At 54.7% G+C, this 17,406-nt stretch carries 24 protein-coding genes, 1 other RNA gene and 1 pseudogene; 24 read left to right on the forward strand and 2 right to left on the reverse strand.

Annotated features, from left to right (window positions below; all coding sequences use genetic code 11):
• Positions 1-8: 8 nt before the first annotated feature.
• The 19 genes and pseudogenes from HII33_RS06400 to HII33_RS06490 all read left to right on the forward strand — a co-directional run bounded on the left by HII33_RS06400 (position 9) and on the right by HII33_RS06490 (position 12,907).
• The gene (locus HII33_RS06400) at positions 9-257 is read left to right on the forward strand and encodes an Ig-like domain-containing protein (RefSeq protein WP_179394981.1); all 249 of its coding nucleotides are present in this window, start codon (positions 9-11) and stop codon (positions 255-257) included.
• Positions 258-270: 13 nt separating this feature from the next.
• A complete protein-coding gene (locus tag HII33_RS06405) occupies positions 271-543 on the forward strand; it encodes a hypothetical protein (protein WP_179394982.1) in 273 nt (90 codons plus the stop codon).
• Positions 536-850 (forward strand): phage head closure protein, encoded by a 315-nt coding sequence (locus tag HII33_RS06410; protein ID WP_179394983.1) that lies wholly within the window; start codon positions 536-538, stop codon positions 848-850. The genes HII33_RS06405 and HII33_RS06410 overlap by 8 nt, the downstream gene beginning before the upstream one ends.
• Positions 840-1,190, forward strand: coding sequence for an HK97 gp10 family phage protein (locus HII33_RS06415; protein ID WP_179394984.1), 351 nt, complete (start codon positions 840-842; stop codon positions 1,188-1,190). Before HII33_RS06410 ends, HII33_RS06415 begins: the two co-directional genes overlap by 11 nt.
• Positions 1,190-1,510, forward strand: a complete 321-nt coding sequence (locus HII33_RS06420; protein WP_179394985.1) for a hypothetical protein — start codon at positions 1,190-1,192, stop codon at positions 1,508-1,510. The genes HII33_RS06415 and HII33_RS06420 overlap by 1 nt, the downstream gene beginning before the upstream one ends.
• 2 nt (positions 1,511-1,512) lie before the next feature.
• The gene (locus HII33_RS06425; protein WP_179394986.1) at positions 1,513-2,097 is read left to right on the forward strand and encodes a major tail protein; all 585 of its coding nucleotides are present in this window, start codon (positions 1,513-1,515) and stop codon (positions 2,095-2,097) included.
• Between the two features lie 93 nt (positions 2,098-2,190).
• Positions 2,191-2,571 (forward strand): hypothetical protein, encoded by a 381-nt coding sequence (locus HII33_RS06430; protein ID WP_179394987.1) that lies wholly within the window; start codon positions 2,191-2,193, stop codon positions 2,569-2,571.
• Positions 2,572-2,789: 218 nt separating this feature from the next.
• A pseudogene (locus tag HII33_RS13995) lies at positions 2,790-4,010 on the forward strand (phage tail tape measure protein); the annotation flags it as partial.
• Positions 4,011-5,376: 1,366 nt separating this feature from the next.
• Positions 5,377-6,888, forward strand: coding sequence for a distal tail protein Dit (locus HII33_RS06440; protein ID WP_179394989.1), 1,512 nt, complete (start codon positions 5,377-5,379; stop codon positions 6,886-6,888).
• Positions 6,888-9,371, forward strand: coding sequence for a phage tail spike protein (locus HII33_RS06445; protein WP_425483985.1), 2,484 nt, complete (start codon positions 6,888-6,890; stop codon positions 9,369-9,371). The genes HII33_RS06440 and HII33_RS06445 overlap by 1 nt, the downstream gene beginning before the upstream one ends.
• On the forward strand, positions 9,368-9,706 hold the full coding sequence (locus HII33_RS06450; protein ID WP_179394991.1) for a phage infection protein: 339 nt from the start codon (positions 9,368-9,370) through the stop codon (positions 9,704-9,706). Before HII33_RS06445 ends, HII33_RS06450 begins: the two co-directional genes overlap by 4 nt.
• The gene (locus HII33_RS06455) at positions 9,703-9,840 is read left to right on the forward strand and encodes a CD1375 family protein (protein ID WP_179394992.1); all 138 of its coding nucleotides are present in this window, start codon (positions 9,703-9,705) and stop codon (positions 9,838-9,840) included. The genes HII33_RS06450 and HII33_RS06455 overlap by 4 nt, the downstream gene beginning before the upstream one ends.
• Entirely contained in the window at positions 9,827-9,982 is a 156-nt protein-coding gene (locus HII33_RS06460) for a hypothetical protein (RefSeq protein WP_179394993.1), read from the forward strand. Before HII33_RS06455 ends, HII33_RS06460 begins: the two co-directional genes overlap by 14 nt.
• 57 nt (positions 9,983-10,039) lie before the next feature.
• Complete coding sequence (locus HII33_RS06465) at positions 10,040-10,414, forward strand: hypothetical protein (RefSeq protein WP_179394994.1); 375 nt, start codon at positions 10,040-10,042, stop codon at positions 10,412-10,414.
• Complete coding sequence (locus tag HII33_RS06470; RefSeq protein ID WP_179394995.1) at positions 10,407-10,634, forward strand: hypothetical protein; 228 nt, start codon at positions 10,407-10,409, stop codon at positions 10,632-10,634. The genes HII33_RS06465 and HII33_RS06470 overlap by 8 nt, the downstream gene beginning before the upstream one ends.
• Positions 10,624-10,896 (forward strand): holin, encoded by a 273-nt coding sequence (locus HII33_RS06475; RefSeq protein WP_179394996.1) that lies wholly within the window; start codon positions 10,624-10,626, stop codon positions 10,894-10,896. The genes HII33_RS06470 and HII33_RS06475 overlap by 11 nt, the downstream gene beginning before the upstream one ends.
• Entirely contained in the window at positions 10,893-11,828 is a 936-nt protein-coding gene (locus HII33_RS13705; protein WP_218841922.1) for a peptidoglycan-binding protein, read from the forward strand. The genes HII33_RS06475 and HII33_RS13705 overlap by 4 nt, the downstream gene beginning before the upstream one ends.
• 259 nt (positions 11,829-12,087) lie before the next feature.
• On the forward strand, positions 12,088-12,291 hold the full coding sequence (locus tag HII33_RS06485) for a hypothetical protein (RefSeq protein WP_179394997.1): 204 nt from the start codon (positions 12,088-12,090) through the stop codon (positions 12,289-12,291).
• Positions 12,281-12,907, forward strand: a complete 627-nt coding sequence (locus tag HII33_RS06490) for a GNAT family acetyltransferase (protein WP_179394998.1) — start codon at positions 12,281-12,283, stop codon at positions 12,905-12,907. The genes HII33_RS06485 and HII33_RS06490 overlap by 11 nt, the downstream gene beginning before the upstream one ends.
• Before the next feature lie 64 nt (positions 12,908-12,971).
• Here HII33_RS06490 and HII33_RS06495 read toward each other — a convergent pair whose 3' ends face one another.
• On the reverse strand, positions 12,972-13,178 hold the full coding sequence (locus HII33_RS06495; protein WP_179394999.1) for a hypothetical protein: 207 nt from the start codon (positions 13,176-13,178) through the stop codon (positions 12,972-12,974).
• Between the two features lie 235 nt (positions 13,179-13,413).
• Positions 13,414-13,780, reverse strand: a transfer-messenger RNA (tmRNA) gene (ssrA, locus tag HII33_RS06500).
• Between the two features lie 112 nt (positions 13,781-13,892).
• Between ssrA and HII33_RS06505 the strand changes: the two genes are divergently transcribed.
• The 5 genes from HII33_RS06505 (at position 13,893) to HII33_RS06525 (ending at position 17,396) form a co-directional block, all read left to right on the forward strand.
• The gene (locus tag HII33_RS06505) at positions 13,893-14,312 is read left to right on the forward strand and encodes a hypothetical protein (protein ID WP_179395000.1); all 420 of its coding nucleotides are present in this window, start codon (positions 13,893-13,895) and stop codon (positions 14,310-14,312) included.
• A 16-nt stretch (positions 14,313-14,328) separates the two neighbouring features.
• Positions 14,329-15,057 (forward strand): response regulator transcription factor, encoded by a 729-nt coding sequence (locus HII33_RS06510; RefSeq protein WP_179395001.1) that lies wholly within the window; start codon positions 14,329-14,331, stop codon positions 15,055-15,057.
• The gene (locus tag HII33_RS06515) at positions 15,057-16,532 is read left to right on the forward strand and encodes a sensor histidine kinase (RefSeq protein ID WP_179395002.1); all 1,476 of its coding nucleotides are present in this window, start codon (positions 15,057-15,059) and stop codon (positions 16,530-16,532) included. The genes HII33_RS06510 and HII33_RS06515 overlap by 1 nt, the downstream gene beginning before the upstream one ends.
• A gap of 69 nt (positions 16,533-16,601) precedes the next feature.
• Positions 16,602-16,880, forward strand: coding sequence for a hypothetical protein (locus HII33_RS06520; protein WP_179395003.1), 279 nt, complete (start codon positions 16,602-16,604; stop codon positions 16,878-16,880).
• 81 nt (positions 16,881-16,961) lie between these two features.
• Positions 16,962-17,396, forward strand: a complete 435-nt coding sequence (locus HII33_RS06525) for an ACT domain-containing protein (RefSeq protein ID WP_179395004.1) — start codon at positions 16,962-16,964, stop codon at positions 17,394-17,396.
• Positions 17,397-17,406: the final 10 nt, after the last annotated feature.

The following is a 17,406-nucleotide window of genomic DNA, read 5'->3' on the forward strand; positions in this document are numbered from 1 at the left end:
GGCTCAAGATGAGCCAGGCGACGGCTTCGATGAAGGTCGGCGATTCTAAGCAGGTCACCGCAACGGCTGACCCAGCTGATGCCGATGACGCGTCTGCAGTAAACAGCGCGATTGCGTGGACTTCAAGCGACAACGGCATTGCATCAGTAGCCGCTGACGGCACCATCACGGCGGTCGCTGAGGGTACGGCGACAATCACCGCCACAAGCGGAAGCTTCACCGGCACCGTCAAGGTTACCGTCGCCGCAGCAGCGTAGGGAGGTGGCCTAGATGGCTGAATTGGACAAACTCGGCCTGCTGAAGGCCAACCTCGGAATCACGTCAGAAGCACGTGACCAGTATTTGCAGTCAATTCTAACGAGCGTGGAGGGCGAACTGAACGCTTCCGGAGTGACCATTGGTGACGAAGACAACCCGGCAATCATGCTGCAGGTTGACTACGCCGCGTGGCGGTTCCGCAATCGTGGCGAGGGTGCAATGCCACGCAATATTCAGTACCGCCTCCACAACCTCATGGTGGGGCAGGTGAGCGCTGATGATTGACTGGAGTGAAGACGTGATGCTCATTGGCAAGGTGTACGAACCAGACCAATATGGCAATCAAATCGCAACAGAGACGAAGACCACGGTGCAGGCCGGGAAGAAAGAACTCACCATGAGCGAGTTCTACGCGGCCGCCCAAGCTGGCATTCGTCCAGAAGTCGAGTTGATTGTTCATGCGTTTGAGTATGACGGCCAACAAACCGTGAAGTGGAACGGCATCACATACAGTCTGATTAGAACCTATCAACGCAACGCTGATGAAGTTGAGCTTTATCTCGAAAGGAAGGTGAGCGACATTGGCGATTGAACTTGACCTGTCGAAAATACTCGACCAGTACAAGGAAGAGGTTCAGCAGGCCGTGGACGAAGCGCAAGAGAAGGCCGCCAAGGCGACCGTTGATGAGCTCACCGCATCGTCACCGCGTGATTCAAGAGCTGGAAAGAAATACTACCGGGGCTGGACTAGCCAAAAGAAGGGCAAGAGCGTGACGGTCTACAACAAGACCAAGCCGTCGCTCACCCATCTTCTGGAGAACGGCCACGCCAATCGTGATGGCAGTCGCACCCGTGCGATTCCGCACATCGCACCTGCTGAGAAGACAGCCGCAGAGACTTTCGAGACTGCAATCAGAAAGGGGCTGAGCTGATGCTGACTGACCTAATCACGGGCCTGTCGGCAATCATGCCGACCACGTACGGCGCGTGGGGCACGGGCAACGCCCAGCCCTTGCCGTACCTGATTGTGTTCGATACCGGCCCCGATGACTTCTATGCAGATGATGCACACTACCTCAAGCGCGGCACCTACCGCGTGGAGTTTTATTTTGAACGAAAAGACCCGGCTGTGGAAACGCAAATCGAGTCTTTTTTTGATGCAAACGAAATCGACTGGGCATGCGATGGCGATCTATACCTCGATGCCGACAAGATGTTCGAGCGCATCTACTACATTGAAAAAGGAGAATAATCATGGCAGAAAACACAGAAAACAAAGTCGAGTTCGGCTTGAAGAACGCCTACTACGCCATCGCCACCGATGACGGTTCCAAGCTGACCTACGGCGATCCCGTTGCGCTGAAAGGCGCAACCGAATTGAGCATCGACCCGGAAGGCGAGTCCAACGACTTCTACGCCGATGACACTAAATACTATACTTCAGTAAGCAACCAAGGTTACTCCGGCAAGTTGACCGTGGCCCGGCTGAATGACCAATTCAACCAGGACGTGTTCGGTGACGTTATCGATGCCACCACAGGGATGCAGGTGGACAACACGGACGCAGAGCCAAAGCGGTTCGCACTGCTGTTCGAGTTCAGCGGCGACAAGAACCGCACCCGCCACGTGATGTTCAACGTCACGGCAACTCGGCCTTCCATTGGTTCTAAGACTAAGGAAGACAAGACTGAAGTTAACACACAGGAATTGAGCTTCACTGCCGCACCGGATCCGTATGAACATCGCTCCCACGGCAAGGTGTCCGAAGGTTCACCGGCATACAGCAACTTCTTCACCAAGGTTGTTGTACCGGGTGAAACCACGCCTACAAATCCATAGACCGCCGGTTCTGAAGGATAGTCCGTCACCTAGTCGCCTATGAAATCAACAGTACACGATCCTGTGGGCGGCTCACATTTATAGGAGGAAACGATGCTAAAAGTAGTTGACCTACCAGACGGCAAGCAACTCGCGCTGCGCTCCAGCGCGGCAACTGCAATCCTGTACAAGAATCAGTTCGGCACTGACTTCTTTGCTGACATGATTCGCTTGGCGAAAACGTTCGGAGCGGTGCAAGAAACGGGCGATGACAAGTCCGATGAATTTGATTTATCGAAGTTGTCATACGAAGATCTGGAACATTTGGATATGAACACGCTGTACAAGGTCACATGGGCTTTTGCCAAGAATGCCGACAACTCCATCGGTGACTTGGTGACGTGGCTGTCATCGTTTGACAGTTTCCCACTGGATGAAATCATGGGCACAGTCATGGAGCTGATGCAAAGCCTGTTCACGACAACAAAAAACTAAGTAGCGCCGACCAATCGGACGAGCCAATCGACACAGACTCGTTTTTGTACATGGCGAAGGTCATGGGCTTTAGCGTGAGTGAGCTCAACGAGCTCTCGATTGGTCAGGTGCTTGACCAAAGTGTCGAATACGTTAACGCCCACAAAGGCGCTGGCGAGAAGTCTCGCAAGGCAACACAGGCAGACTTCGATAATTTCTGATAGAAAGGAGACGAATCTATGGCAGGAAACATTAAGGGTATCACGATCGAAATCAACGGTGACACGACCAAACTCGACAAGGCCCTGACCGGCGTAAACAAGCAGACTACCGCCGTCAACAAAGAGTTGCGACAGGTTGACAGTCTGTTGAAGTTCAACCCCGGAAACACTGAACTGGTGGCGCAGAAACAGCAACTACTGGCGAAACAGGTTGAGCAGACCAGTTCCAAGCTCAAGACATTGAAGGACGCACAGGCTCAGGTCGAGGCGCAATTCAAAGCTGGTGACATCGGCGAAGACCAGTACCGCGCATTTCAGCGCGAAGTGGTCGCAACCGAAGGCAAGCTCGATCACTTCTCGGGCCAGCTCAAAGACACGGATGCCTTCCTTAGGGACAACAATGATGCTGCAGGCATGGCCGCTGTCGGCTACTCCAAAGCAGCGGTCAAGGCAGCGCAAGCCGGCGACGATGTGAAGGGGCTTGGCACTGACGCCGAGAGCACTGGCGACAAGCTAGATAAGATTGCAGATAACACATTCAGTGAGAAACTCCAAAACATTGGCGATGCGTTCAGCGACATTGGCGACAAGGTAAAAGAGTTTGGTGATCAAGCAATTGACGCGTGGTCTGAAATGGATGACGCTGTCGACAATTTGACCAGCAAGACCGGTGCTACCGGGGCTGCAGCCGATAAGTTGGGCGAGTCCTACGAGAAAGTCGAAGCCTCAATGGCAGGCTCTCAAATGGAAAGCGAAGACCTGTCGAACACAATGGCGGGCCTTCATTCCGTTTTTGGACTGACTGGCAAGGAGCTGGAAAACACTACGGAGTATGTGGCGCAGTTCAGTGCCGTCACCGGTCAGTCTGGGACTGACGCTGTCGATGCGTTGCGCGACACTCTAGGAAAATTCAACGTGCAAGCTAAGGATATTCCGGGCGTGCTGGATGCATTCACAGCGGCTAGTCAGTCAAGCGGTATCTCAGTCGATGATTTAGAGTCATCTGTTGCCACCGCTTACCCGGTCTTCTCACAGTTGCACATTGGGCTAAAAGACGGGGTCGGCGTGGTGGCCCAATGGGCTAAAGGCGGGGTTGATGCAACAACGGCGCTGAAGGGGATGCAAAAGGCATCTGCCACCTACGCCAAGGACAACAAGACCCTGCAGCAAGGCCTCAAGGGCACGTTTGATGCGATTACTAATGCCAATTCGCCGGTGGAAGCGCTGAATGCAGGCGTAGAGGCCTTTGGCACCAAGCAAGGGCCATTGATGGTGTCTGCCATCCAGTCCGGTAAGGTCAGCTTAAGCGATTTAACCAAAGCGGCCACTGACAGTGGCGGCACGGTCAAAAACAGTTTCAATCAGACACTCGATCCAATCGATAAAGCAACGCAGGCCCAGAAACAGATGAAACAGTCGCTTGCTGAAATCGGTGGTGAGATTCTCACTACCGTCTCACCTGTGTTGAAGCAGGTTGCCGACCTCGCTAAGCAGGCAGCAGAAGCTTTCGGTAAGCTACCAGAGCCAGTGAAGCAGTTCATCATCGTATTTGGCGGCGTTACGGTTCTTCTCGGTATCCTGGCCCCAATCATCGCGGCATTTGTGACAATGGGCGGTGTAGCTTCAGCGGTGGCGATCGGCATCGCGGCGGCAATCGCTGGCGTGGTGCTTATCTTCAAGAACTGGGGCACCATCGTCGACTGGTTCAAGGGCATTTGGGCGCAGATGCGGCCGGCCATGAAGCCATTTATGGGGGCGCTCAACGCACTGAAGCCCGTTCTAGACGTACTGAAGCGGTTCTTTATGAATACTTTCGACAACATCAAGATGGCAATCAAAGGCTTTGTTACCTTTTCCAAGGGCCTGCTAGACATTTTGGTCGGTATCTTCACCGGTAACGGAGAAAAAATTAAGCAAGGCTTCAGGAAGGCGTTTCAGGGGTTGATCACAATTGGCGCATCGATACTTAGACAGCTGATTAACACTGTGGGCAGTCTTTTTGGGGCAATTGTGAACACAGTTTCGGCGGGGGCGAAAGGAGCCGTGGCCATCGCGAAGAGTATCTTCGGTGGAATCGTTCAGGTGATTACACACCCAATCGAGACGGCAAAGAACCTTTTTGGCAAGGCGATTGATGCAATCAAAGGCTTCCTCAACTTCAAGTTTAGCTGGCCACATATCCCAATGCCTCATTTCGGCATCAACCCGAAAGGCTGGAAGATTGGTGACCTGCTGAAAGGCAAGATTCCAAGTCTATCCGTTGCCTGGCACGCGGCCGGGGGAATTTTCAACAAGCCGACATTGTTTGCTGGTGGTGACGGTTCGTTACACGGCGTGGGAGAAGCTGGCGCAGAAGCGGTTGCTCCGCTCGACAAACTGATGGGCTACGTACAGCAAGCGGTCGCAAACGTGATTCAGAACAAAGACGACGGTGCGCAATTATCCTTGCTGGAAGTACAAAACAGTCTGCTAGCGAAGATGCTAGACGAGTTGATGAATGGGGTCCCGGCGTATGTGGACTGGCAGGCTGGAGCACGAAAGATGCAGCCTGAAATCGAGCGGCTTACTAACGCGGCGGCACGCACAAGAAATCGGAGGCTAGGGAATGTATAGCAATGAACTTAAAATTACATTTAATGGTGTCGTACTGAACGACTTCATCACGCCTTCTTTTTCTACAGATAGCGCAATGCTACCGGAAACTGCCGACACAACCCTATCGTTTTTAGGTACCATTGGCGAAATCTTTAGACAGCGCAAATACGGAAAGCGCACGATTACAATCCCCTACACAATGCGTAACCCCACGGAATCGAAGCGACAAGCACTGATCGCGGCGCTATCGGTTTCAGAACCCAAAAAACTTGTGCTTAGTCGTGCGCCAGACAGATATTACAATGCGATACCAAAAAATAGCACTTTTGCAATTGCAGGGTATAAGACGACAGGCACGCTTGAGTTCGAATGCTATGACGGCATAGCTCACAGTTTCGACAAGCTACCCACCACGGGCACCAGCGGTGAGCCTATCACCGTCACAAATTCCGGCACCGCGCCCACCGTGCCTATCCTGACGGCTACTATGACCGGTGATAACGGGCTGGTGGCGTGGACCAATGACAAAGGCGGTGCGCTGCAGTTTGGCTCGCCTGATGAGCTGGACGGGGTCACCAAGCAAAAATCCGAGCGACCATTGAGTGTCAGCTACGCAGCTGAGCCGACCGGTGTGATCTACAACCAAGCCGCAACGAACTACCCAAACTATCTCGGAGACGCGTCGCGGCCGAATAAGCAACAGGGCCGAATTGATTACAAGGTAGATTACACCGGCGGTCAGTCGGCAGTGCCCTATTTCGCTAATGGTAACACTGGCGACTGGGGTGGCCCGTCAATTTACTTGCCAGTTACCGCCAACAGTGCGGGCGACAATACTGGAAACTTCATTTGTCGAACTCTTTTTTACTTTGAATCCAGTGTGACGAAGCAGGGCCGGCTCGAGGTCACCCTGCAAAACGGCACGGAATCCGCTTATCAGTTTGTGATCCGTGACAGCTCCGCTTCGGAGGAACAGTACAAGTGCGAGCTGTGGGTTCGAGATAAAGTTTACGCTGGTTTTTCGCTGACTAAGGCACAGGTCGGCAAGGGTGGTTATAAGCAGGTGACGATTTCGAAGCTGGGAAGTGTTATCCAGTTTGAGATTGGCCACGTTGCGCAGGTTCAAGCTGGAACAACCAATGGATTAGACCGGTCAGTGATCAGGTCTTTCACACTGGACACCGTTGCGGACTTACCAGTCGACGGCTACTCGGCCTGGTTTGAGCGGTATCGCGACAAGGAACATGTGCTTATGGCGGTGGCCGATACGCGCTTTGATTGGGTCAATGTGGACTACTGGAGCGACTTGCCGAACCGCTTTATGGCGGGTGATGTAGTGACGGCGGACGTAGGCCAGAAGAGAGTGTATGTGAACGGCATTGAAGACGCTACTTTACAGACGGTGGGTAATCAGTGGGATAGCTTTGTGCTCCCTGCTGGTGAGACCATTATTCAACCAGTGGCATCTGAATGGGCTGATCCGTTTCAAGCGCAGATTGAGTACAGGGAGGCATGGTACTAGTGGATTTTTACATTACTGACCGAAAATATAACCTTCTGGCGATTGCGACAGCTGGCGGAGACGGTCCGCTGGTCATCGGCGCTGATACCGATACGGAGATGGTGCCGCAGTCAGTTGGCCGGACGTACGCTGGGACAATCTATTTTACGTCAGAGCAGCTTGCGTTAGTGACCACGGCTGGCACGACGGGCAATTACATGCTGTATCAAGACGACCGTGGACGCTATGTCTTCATGACCATAATGGAAGCGACACTAGACCCACTCGCTGGGACGCTGGACTTCGCCGCTGAAAACGGTGGGATTGACCTGATCAACGAGACGGTAGGTAGCTACACTGCCAGCAAGGCAATGCCAATCGCAGATTATATCAATCGATTTACTGCGGACTCAGGTTTTGAAATTGGTGTCAACGAACTTACAGGCCAAGCGCGCACGCTCAAGTGGGAGTCCGAGGAAGAAACCGCACTGGCCCGGGTCGAGAGTGTGGCGACCCAGTTTGATGCGGAATTGGACTTTCGCTTTGAGCTCACGGGCACGCAGGTAGTCAAGCGCTACATTGACATCTATCACCACATTGGCGCAGATACGGGACAGCGGCTAGAGGTTAACACACACATCAACAAAATTGTGACGACCTCCAGCATCTACGACCTCTACACGTCGGTTTTTGCTATCGGCGGTACGCCGGAGGGCAAAGATACCCCGATCAACTTGAAGGGCTATAAATGGTCTGACCCTGACGGGCGTTATTCTTTAGGTGCTGATGGATATCTGCGCGATACCGTGGCCGTTCAGCTGTGGAGCCGTACGCTGTCCAATGCTAATCCGAATCCGAACGATCATCACATCAATCGGGTAAGGACCTACGAGGCGATCACCCAGGCGACGTTGCTTCAGTCCGCGCTGGCAGACCTGAAGCAGTACAACCATGCCGCTGTTAACTACGAGGTAGCCCTGGTTGATCTGCCTGATAGCGTCATGGTCGGCGACACGGTGCACCTGGTCGATGAAGAACAAGGACTGAATCTTTCGGCTCGGCTACTCCAGCTTGAGACTAGCTACTCAGGAGGCACACGGACCGCTACGTTTGGCGACTACCTGATCGAGGCCTCCCAGATCGATCCAGCCCTGCAAGACCTAGCTGATCAGATCAAGCGGATCCCCAAGTCAGTGCAGTACTACCCCTGGGTCCGATATGCGGACGACGATCAGGGTACTGGCCTGAGTGCGCTACCAGCTGGCAAAGCCTATATGGCGGTCGTCTATGGCGATACGTCGGTGCCGTCCGACGAGCCTGCCGACTACGCCGGCAAGTGGGTGAAGGTTGTCGGCCCCGCCGGCAAGGATGGCAATGACGGAGAGTCAGGTGAGGCCGGGAAAGATGGTCGAACCCCGTATTTCCACAAGGCCTATGCAAACAGTATGGCCGGGTTGGACTTCTCGACCACCGATGCGACGGATAAGGCTTATCTGGGAACCTACAGCGACTTCGCTCAAGCCGATAGCACGGATCCGGCAAGCTACAAGTGGCAGCTGGTGAAAGGGGAAAAGGGTGATCCTGGTAAGGACGGTAAGGATGGTAAGGACGGGGCCGAAAATGTCCCCGTCATGACCGTAGGCCCCGCTTATCCCGCCAGTCCGAAGTCGGGTGACATCCACTGGCTGACTGATGCGAAGGGGATTGTCACTGGATACTATCTGTATGACGGCACCACTTGGTCTCCGAAGTCCGTGGACGCTTCCACGATTGCGGCGGAGACGTTCGTCGGGAAGACCTTCCAGGGAATGCACTTCATCGGATCTGATTTCACCAACTCGTACGAGCTGGTTCCGGAGGACGTGGGCGCTGAGGGTGATCCAACATACATTTACCACTCGGGGACCCTGGCGATGAAGGACGGTAAACTCGAGGCACATGACAGCATTTACAAAGCTGACAAGACCACGCTAACTGACCAAATCGCGATGGCATATGACCCAACCCAAGGTTTGATGATGCAGACTTTCGACGCCACAGGCAAGAAAGAGCAGTATTACATGGCGATGAGCCCCGCTGCAGGGTCGATGATCATGCGAACGCCAGACCATATCGGCTCACTTGATGCAGGGTATTTGGAGCAACTTAACGGGGCGGGTAAACTTCTTTGGTCGGGTGGGTATTACATGACGGGCACGCAGATTATTACCCCAAGCGTGCCACTCAACAAGTGCCTCAACGGGTGGGTACTTCTCTGGTCGTACTACAACAGCGGCGCACAGGCAGACTCTGACTGGAACACCACGATTATCAACAAAAACTGGGCCGCTGCACACAGCGGGACCGGGATTGTGACGCCGTTGTCTACCGCGTCCGGGTCAGTGAGGACCCAGAAGTATCTCTTTGTTACGAACACGACGCTGAAGGGATATACGTCTGGTAGCGGCGGCAACGGTTCTGGCGATGCAGCTAAGTTTGTTTTGCGGGAGGTGTATGCGTTTTGAAGGTCATCTTTGACACAGACGATGAAGGCTACATCACGGGTTACCAGCAGGCGTTTTGGGATGGCGAGCAGTGGCAGACCCCGTTCGACACGACCGATGCGGTGGATTTGGCCCAGATTGAGGTCGATAAGATTGTACTCGGGGCCAGTAAGCTGGTGAACGGTGCGATTATGGTCGACCAAGTCAAGCTCGCTGAGATAGCCGAGGCGGACAAGCCGCAGCCGACAGCCGAGGAAGAGATTGCGCAGCTCAAGGCCGACAACGCCACAATGCAATCAGCCCTGATGGAGCTGTCAGACTTTACTTTTAGCTCAATGGCAGGAGGTAATTCATGAAGTTTGAAGCACTAGCCAAGGTTTACGCTATGGCGATCAAAGCCGGTGACCGCACGATTGATGAGGTGCCGGCCTTTTTGCGAGAACAGGTCACACAGACATTGAAGGAGGAAACACAAAATGAAGTTCACTAGTTTAGCAGCAATCTACGCCGCCGCGGTACTCGACGGAGAACGCACCCTCGACAGCATCTCGCCAGTGATTCGCCCACAGGTTGAGACAATCTTGGGGGTGTCCGCCGGCGCAGACGCCGGCAACGTATCTGCACAGCAATAATGATCGGGCTGGCCTTCGTGGCTGGCCTTTTAATTTAGAGGAAAAGAGGTGAGGAACATGCAACAAATTAAGGAACACCCAACGCATACCGTGCTAGGCTTCGGCATGATCGCCATCGGCCTGTGGCTTATGGCCAATGATCACTTCTTCATGTGGCCGCCTGAAGCTGTGGGTGTCTTCAATGATGACGTGTGGGGTGCGCTATTTGCGCTCGACGGTCTGGGCCTAATCATTTGGGTTGTCGAGAGCGGTAAGTCGGTGAAATGGAACCGGCGCTTGTTGACGGTCACTGCCGGCCTGCTGACCTTCCTGACAACTTTACAGTTTCTCACGTGGGTTGCGACCGGCCGCTATATGAGCTGGATCAGCAACGCGATTATCACAGCCTTCGTGCTGATATTAAGCCGAGGGAGTGATACGCGAAATGAGTAAAGATCTACATGATGTCATGATTGCGTTCGCCCCATACATCGCAGCCATCATTTCAGCTGCCATTGCTTACCTGAGCTATCGGGAGAGCAAGCGCAAGACGAAGCACGATGAGCTTGGTGATTTGGTTGACCGGTACGCAGCCGATAACGACCGGCTGCGGAAAGAGAACAGCGAGCTCCAAGATGAGCTAGAAAAGGAGAGAAACTCGAATGGAAAATGAATTATTGCAGCTAACTGTGATCGCGGCCATCATTGCTCCGATCACAGCAGCCCTGGTGCAGGGTATTAAGACGGCTAGTGGCATCAGTGACAAGCTCAACATCGTTGTGAGCCTGCTGGTTGGGATTGCCCTGGCTGGCCTGTGGTCGCTGACCTTTGGCCATATCGATCAGATTGGCCCTTACCTAATGGCCGGCGTGCTGTCGGGGCTGTCGGCATCGGGACTGTATGATCTGACGAAGCAGAAGGAGGAAACGAAATGACCGCAGCAGCACAGGTCTTAGACGAGGCCCGCAAGTATCTCGGAGTTCGGGGTGGCAGCTCAGGCCACGCAAACATCCTCGCCACGTATAACGGACACAAGCCGCTAGCCCAGGGCTACAAAGTTAAGGCCGGCGACAACTGGTGCGACACCTTTGTCAGCTTCATTTTCATCCGCCTTGGTGCTACGGCGCTTATCGGTGGCACCGAGTGCGGGGTCGAGCGCCACACAAAGCTCTTCGCTGCCGAAGGTATCTGGTTGGAGGACGGCACGATCACGCCGAAGGTCGGTGACATCATCGTCTACAACTGGGACGACACGACGCAGCCGAACAACGGCTTCGCGGACCACATCGGCTTCGTGGAGACGGTCAGCGGCCGCACGATCACGACTATCGAGGGCAACAAAGGCAACCGGGTTGCTCGGCGCACGTTATCTGTCGGCGCTGGTCAGATTCGCGGTTACGCCCGGCCGAAGTATAGCGGCGCGGCATCGACGCCAGCACCGGCCGGCAAGCCAGTAGCTCCCGCTAAGGTCACCGGCAACGCAGCCATCAAGACGGTCCAGGCTTGGCTCAACGCCACCTATGGCACGGGCCTGGCAGTCGATGGTTTTGGCGGCCCCGCCACCAAGCGGGCGCTGATCGTCGGCTTGCAGACTGAGCTCAACCGCCAGGCCAACGCCGGCCTGCACGTGGACGGTTACTGGGGCCCGAAGACGGCTGCGGCTGTCATCATCGTCAACCCCGGCGCTCGCGGCAACCTGACGCGTTTGATCCAGGGTGCGCTGATCTGCCACGGCTACGATCCAAAGGGCTTCGACGGGGACTTCGGCTCTGGGTGCCGGACCGCGCTGACCAGCTTCCAGAAGGCGCACGGGCTGTCTGCTGACGGCGGCTTCGGGCGGGCGACTGCGCCGAAGCTGTTCGCTTAGCTCATTAAAACTTGTCACAGCTCATTACTGGCTCACTCTACTTCGGTAGGGTGGGCCTTTTTGTTTTTTCACCGTAAGAATTTCTTAGACCAATTTTCTTAGATGTTTTTCTTGAGCGTATATATTGACTTAATTAAGAGCAGAAGACATAATGATGGTACGGAATACTCGTTCGTTTTTTTGAGCTTTATGCGAACAAATTTTCGGTATTCCAATGGAATCGTCTTTGTTCCCGCCACATTGAAGGGAGGTGTTAGTCATGGCTACAAAAAGTTTTCAAACCGACTTTAAGTTCACTTCGAAAACGGCAGGTGCGTTGGCTAATGCTTTGGAACATTCCAGACGAGTTGATGTCCAGATGAAGCAACGCGTTACGCGTTATAGCGTTTCCGATGTTAAGGAGACCAACAAATTTGACAGTTTCTTTGGAGAACCTAGTAAGGACTTGACTAATGGCCGTTGATCTTGTCCCATTAAATGCGATATTGCAAAAGTATCCTGAGGAGCAGGTTCGAGAGAGCCTCTCCTCTTTTGTGTCCGTAAATGAAGATGTTCAGTGCTTCTTACGCGACAGGTGCATTCAGTTTGAGAAAGTGGCATCCGCTAGAACCACGTTGATTTTCAGTTCGTATCAGGGTAAGCGTGTGCTTGTGGGCTATTTTGCAATCTCCTCAAAGCCACTTACCATATCTAAGAAAAACTGGAAAGGATTGTCGACTAACGTAAGGCGAAAGTTGATGCCGCTTGGCTATCGAACGGAGCAAGAAAATTATGCTGTATCTTCGATATTACTTGGTCAGCTAGGTCTAAATTTCCAATTCCATGGTGCCCATTTACTTTCTGGGGCGGAATTACTCGCTGCGGCGTATGAAGCCATTAAGGCTGCCAACGAGGTCATAGGTGGTTTGATATTATATGTAGAAGTGGACAATGAACCACATCTTCGCGATTTTTATACTAGAAATGGTTTTTCACAGCTTATAGTTAAAACTTCGAGCGAGACCGGAGATGGTCAGATGCGACCATATTTAACCGTGAACCAACAACACTTGTACATCAAAAAAATACGCGATATATAAGCCTTCGGGCTTATTTTTTTCGTCCGCAACAAAAAGGGTCGCTATTCGCGACCTGTAGTTCTAATCAAGCTGCGACACCCGTCACCGCCAGCGTGAGCGCCACCTGCTCGTCGATCGTCAGCGGGCGACCGATCACGCGGGGCAGATCGTCAAGCAGTTTGTTTGCTTCGAGCAGGCCGAGCGTCTCACCGCGATTCTGGAGACGGACCATGCCGCGGCCAGCGCCTTTGCGGCTGATTGTATACTCTTCGATTTGAATAGGGAGTTTCATGCTATCACCTCGCCATTAATTATACGAACGTACGTTCTGATTTGCAATGAGAATTCACGTTTTGGTTATTTAATATTCACAAAGTTTTGAGACTATAATGACAGTCAAAAAAATGCTTGCCCACGGCTTGCCCACGAACTCGTGGGCAACAACGAAAACCAGCAGCAAATAAAAACGCCACAAACGCTGATTTAACAGCATTTGTGGCGTTCAACGAAAACCATCAAAGAGCTAAAAATGGAGGTGAGGAGAATCGAACTCCTGTCCATCAGCCCCGCTACCGACAGGTCTACACTCATAGTGCCCCTACTTAAAAGTTCGCATCGGCGGTGCGCCGGGTCACAAGGCTGACCCGCCGATGCTAGCCTGATAGTCTCTTGCGCCTGATTCAGACGGGATCAGACGCCGTAGCTCAATTAATTTGAGACCCAGATCCGCCGCTTGAGCGACAACGGGAGGATCACGCTAAGACGCGATTAAGCAGCCAGAGCGTAAGAGTTTTCGTTTTTTGCAGTTATATTAACTGTGTCCGTTGATGACGAAGACGAGCCTCCGGAGTGCACCACCGGTGCCAAGACCAATGTCGAGACCATTACACCCCCGTAGGATGCACCCTACATACTAGCACGACGCGGGGAGAGTTGTCAAAACGGGCGCCACGGCGCGGGGTTTCGGGTATAATGAAAGAATGATAAGGAAACGGGAGGGGTTGCGATGATCTTGATTTTCGCCGGCGCGGTGCAGGTGGCGTTGGGGCTGCTGTTTTGGGTCTATCCGGCTAAGCATGTCAGCGGGTTTTATGGCTACACCTCCTATTTAGCCTCGATCACGCCGACTGGCTACGCCAAGTCGCAGCGGTGGGCGCGCCAAGCGCTCCTAGTGACCGGGGCACTGGAAGTGGGCGCTGGCCTGCTGATCCATCAGCTCGGGTGGGACAGGCTGTTTTTGCTCTGGATGATCGTCGCAGTCTTCTTGTTCTTGCCGATGTTCACGTACACGGAGCGCCGGCTCAAGGCGTACTTGCGTGAGACCGATCAGCTGCCGGTCGATTACGTCGATCCGGATGAGGCACTGAAGCACAAGAGCAAGCGGCGCTATGAGGAAGGCTTACGCGACCGATTGAACAAGCGATAAGGCATGGAGGGTTAATATGAAGATTTTGATGATCGAGGACAACGAGAGCGTTGCCCAGATGATGGACATGTTTTTCAAAAAAGAGCAGTGGGACGTGGTCAACGCCTATGACGGCGAGGCCGGGCTCCAGTTGTTCAAAGCGACGCCGGACGCGTTCGACATCATCACACTGGACTTGAACCTGCCGAAGATGGACGGGATGCAGGTCGCCCAGGAGATCCGCAAGGTCTCCGCCACTGTCCCGCTGATCATGTTGACGGCGCGTGACTCCGAAAGCGATCAGGTGCTCGGGCTGGAGCTTGGTGCGGATGATTACGTGACCAAGCCGTTCTCACCGATCACGCTGGTTGCCCGCATCAAGGCACTGCACCGGCGCGCTGAGGTCGAGAGCGCGCCGGCGGCAGAAGGCACCGGCGCTGGCGGGGACTTCGATGTCGTGACCGCGCACTTCAAGCTGAGCACGAAGACGCGCGAGGCCTACCTCGACGATCAGCAGATCGCAGGCCTGACCCCTAAGGAGTTCGACCTGCTTCACACGCTGGCCAAGAATCCCAAGCAGGTCTTCTCACGCGAGCAGCTCCTTCAGCTGGTGTGGGACTACGAGTACTATGGGGACGAGCGTACGGTGGATGCGCACATCAAGAAGCTGCGGCAGAAGATCGAGAAGGTCGGCCCGCAGATCATCCAGACCGTCTGGGGCGTCGGGTACAAATTCGATGACTCTGCCCTCGATGGGAACGCCTGATGAAACTGCTGTACCAACAGATGCTGGCGATCTTCGGGGTGATCTTCGTTACCTTGGCGATCGTGTCGGTCCTGTTCATTCGCTCCACCGCCGCGAATGTCTGGGACACCAGCTTCGCGCAGCTCGAAGAGTACACGGACGTGCTGGAAGGCAACGCGCTGAAGGCCGATGTGGCGCGCAGCGTGTACGTCCCGAACACCGATTTTATCCAGAACTCCGAGAAGATCTTGGAGAACCAGCGCGTGCATTTCATGATCTACAACGCGGATAACGAGGCTGTCTACCCGAACCTCGATGGCCGTGGGGTCAGCTCGATCAGCGCGGCCACGTGGAAGAAACTCAAGCAGGGCGACCCCGTGGCGCTGCCTGAGTTGACCACCAACCCGCGGGACGGCAAACAGCAGAGCATGACGATCTACTACAAGCCGGTTTTCTATTCGGGTAAGCTGTTGTTCGTGATCGCGGCGTTCGCGCCGGTGGATAACATCCAAAGCTCGATCCGCAAGACCGAGTACAACCTGTTCATCGCCTTTCTGCTGTCGGCCCTGGCCGCGATCATCGTGTCGTACTTCGTCGCGCGCTACCAGGTCCGTCGCATCAACCGGTTGCGCCAGGTCACGCACCAGGTCGCAGAAGGGGATTACGATGTCGATGTGCAGCTACAAGGCAAGGGCCACGATGAGGTGGCGGGCTTGGCGCATGATTTTCAAGACATGGTCCAATCGCTGCGCGACAGCGAAGCGGAGATCCACCGCCAGGAGGAACGGCGCCGGCAGTTCATGGCGGATGCAGCGCACGAGATGCGCACGCCGCTGACGACGATCAACGGGCTGCTGGAGGGGCTCGCGTATGACGCGATTCCCGAGGAGAGCAAGGGCGACTCCATCGCATTGATGCAAAAAGAGACGCGGCGGCTGATCCGCCTGGTCAACGAGAACCTCGACTACGAGAAGATCCGCACCAATCAGATCCTCTTGAAGAAGACGACCTTCAACGCGACCGAGACGTTGCAAGACATCGTGTCGCAGCTGACCCAAAAGGCGGCGGCGGCCGGCGACATCCTGACGCTCGATGCGGCAGCCGACGTGCCCGTGTTCGCCGACCACGACCGCTTCGTGCAGGTGATGTTCAACATCGCCCAAAACGCGATCCAGTTCACCCAAAACGGCCAGATCACGCTGACGGCCAAGCCTGGCTACCACCAGACCGAGCTAGCCGTGACGGATACCGGGATCGGGATGAGCGCAGATCAGGTCAAGAACATCTGGGAACGCTACTACAAGGCGGACCCGTCGCGTAAGAACACGACTTATGGGGAGTCCGGCTTGGGGCTGGCGATCGTCCACCAGCTCGTGACGCTGCACGGCGGTACGATCGACGTGGCGTCGACGCCGGGTGAGGGCACGACCTTCCGGCTGACGTTCCCGGATGAGGAGACGGCGCCGCAGCAGGCACCGATCACCCATGTGCAATGAAGTAAGAAACCACGGCTGTCCTCAGGCGTGGTTTTTGGGATCATGACGCTAAACTGGAGGGGGAGACGCATGGAAGACGTACTGGGGTGTTTGCTGGAACCGCTGGTGGAACTGCTGGTCCTGCCGCACTTTGACCCCGCGCACCGGCGGCGGGCACGGGTGCAGCTCGGGGTGGCGCTGGTGATCGACGGCGCAGCGGTCGCCGGTAGCGGCTGGGCGTTTTGGCAGACGCTGGCGGCGCGGTCGTGGGGACTGTGTAGCGTCGCGCTGGTGATGCTCGGGCTGTTCGGGACCCTGCTGGTCAACGTGCTACGCCGCTACGCCCGGATGCGACGCGGCATCGTGTGATCAGCTTGCTGTGAAAATGCTTCACATGTGCATGCATCGTGGTACAATTAGGCGACAAGTGTAAGAAGTGAGGCAATCGTCGTGGACAAATACTATATCGTTGATAGCTCGATCCTGCCTGAGGTCGTCGAGAAGGTAATCAAGGCGCGGACCCTGATCGAAAACGGCCAGGTCCGTCAGGTCTCCGAGGCGGTCAAGCAGGTCGGGATCAGTCGCGGAACGTACTACAAGTACAAGGACTACGTGTTCTTGCCGGACGCGGGGTTGACCCAGCGCAAGGCGGTGATCTCGTTGATGCTACACCACGACCGCGGGATCCTATCCGAGGTGCTGAACACGATGTCGGCGGCCGACGCCAGCATCGTGACCATCAACCAGAACATCCCGATCCACGATTGGGCGAGCGTGGTCATCTCCTTTGACATCAGCAACCTGACTGGAACGCTGGATGCGCTGCTGATGGCGCTGAAGCATTCCCGCGGGGTCACGGACGTCACGCTGATCTCGGTGGAGTAATCACAATGGT

Origin of the sequence: Lacticaseibacillus absianus (genome assembly GCF_013407595.1) — a bacterium.
In the GTDB taxonomy this organism is placed as follows: domain Bacteria; phylum Bacillota; class Bacilli; order Lactobacillales; family Lactobacillaceae; genus Lacticaseibacillus; species Lacticaseibacillus absianus.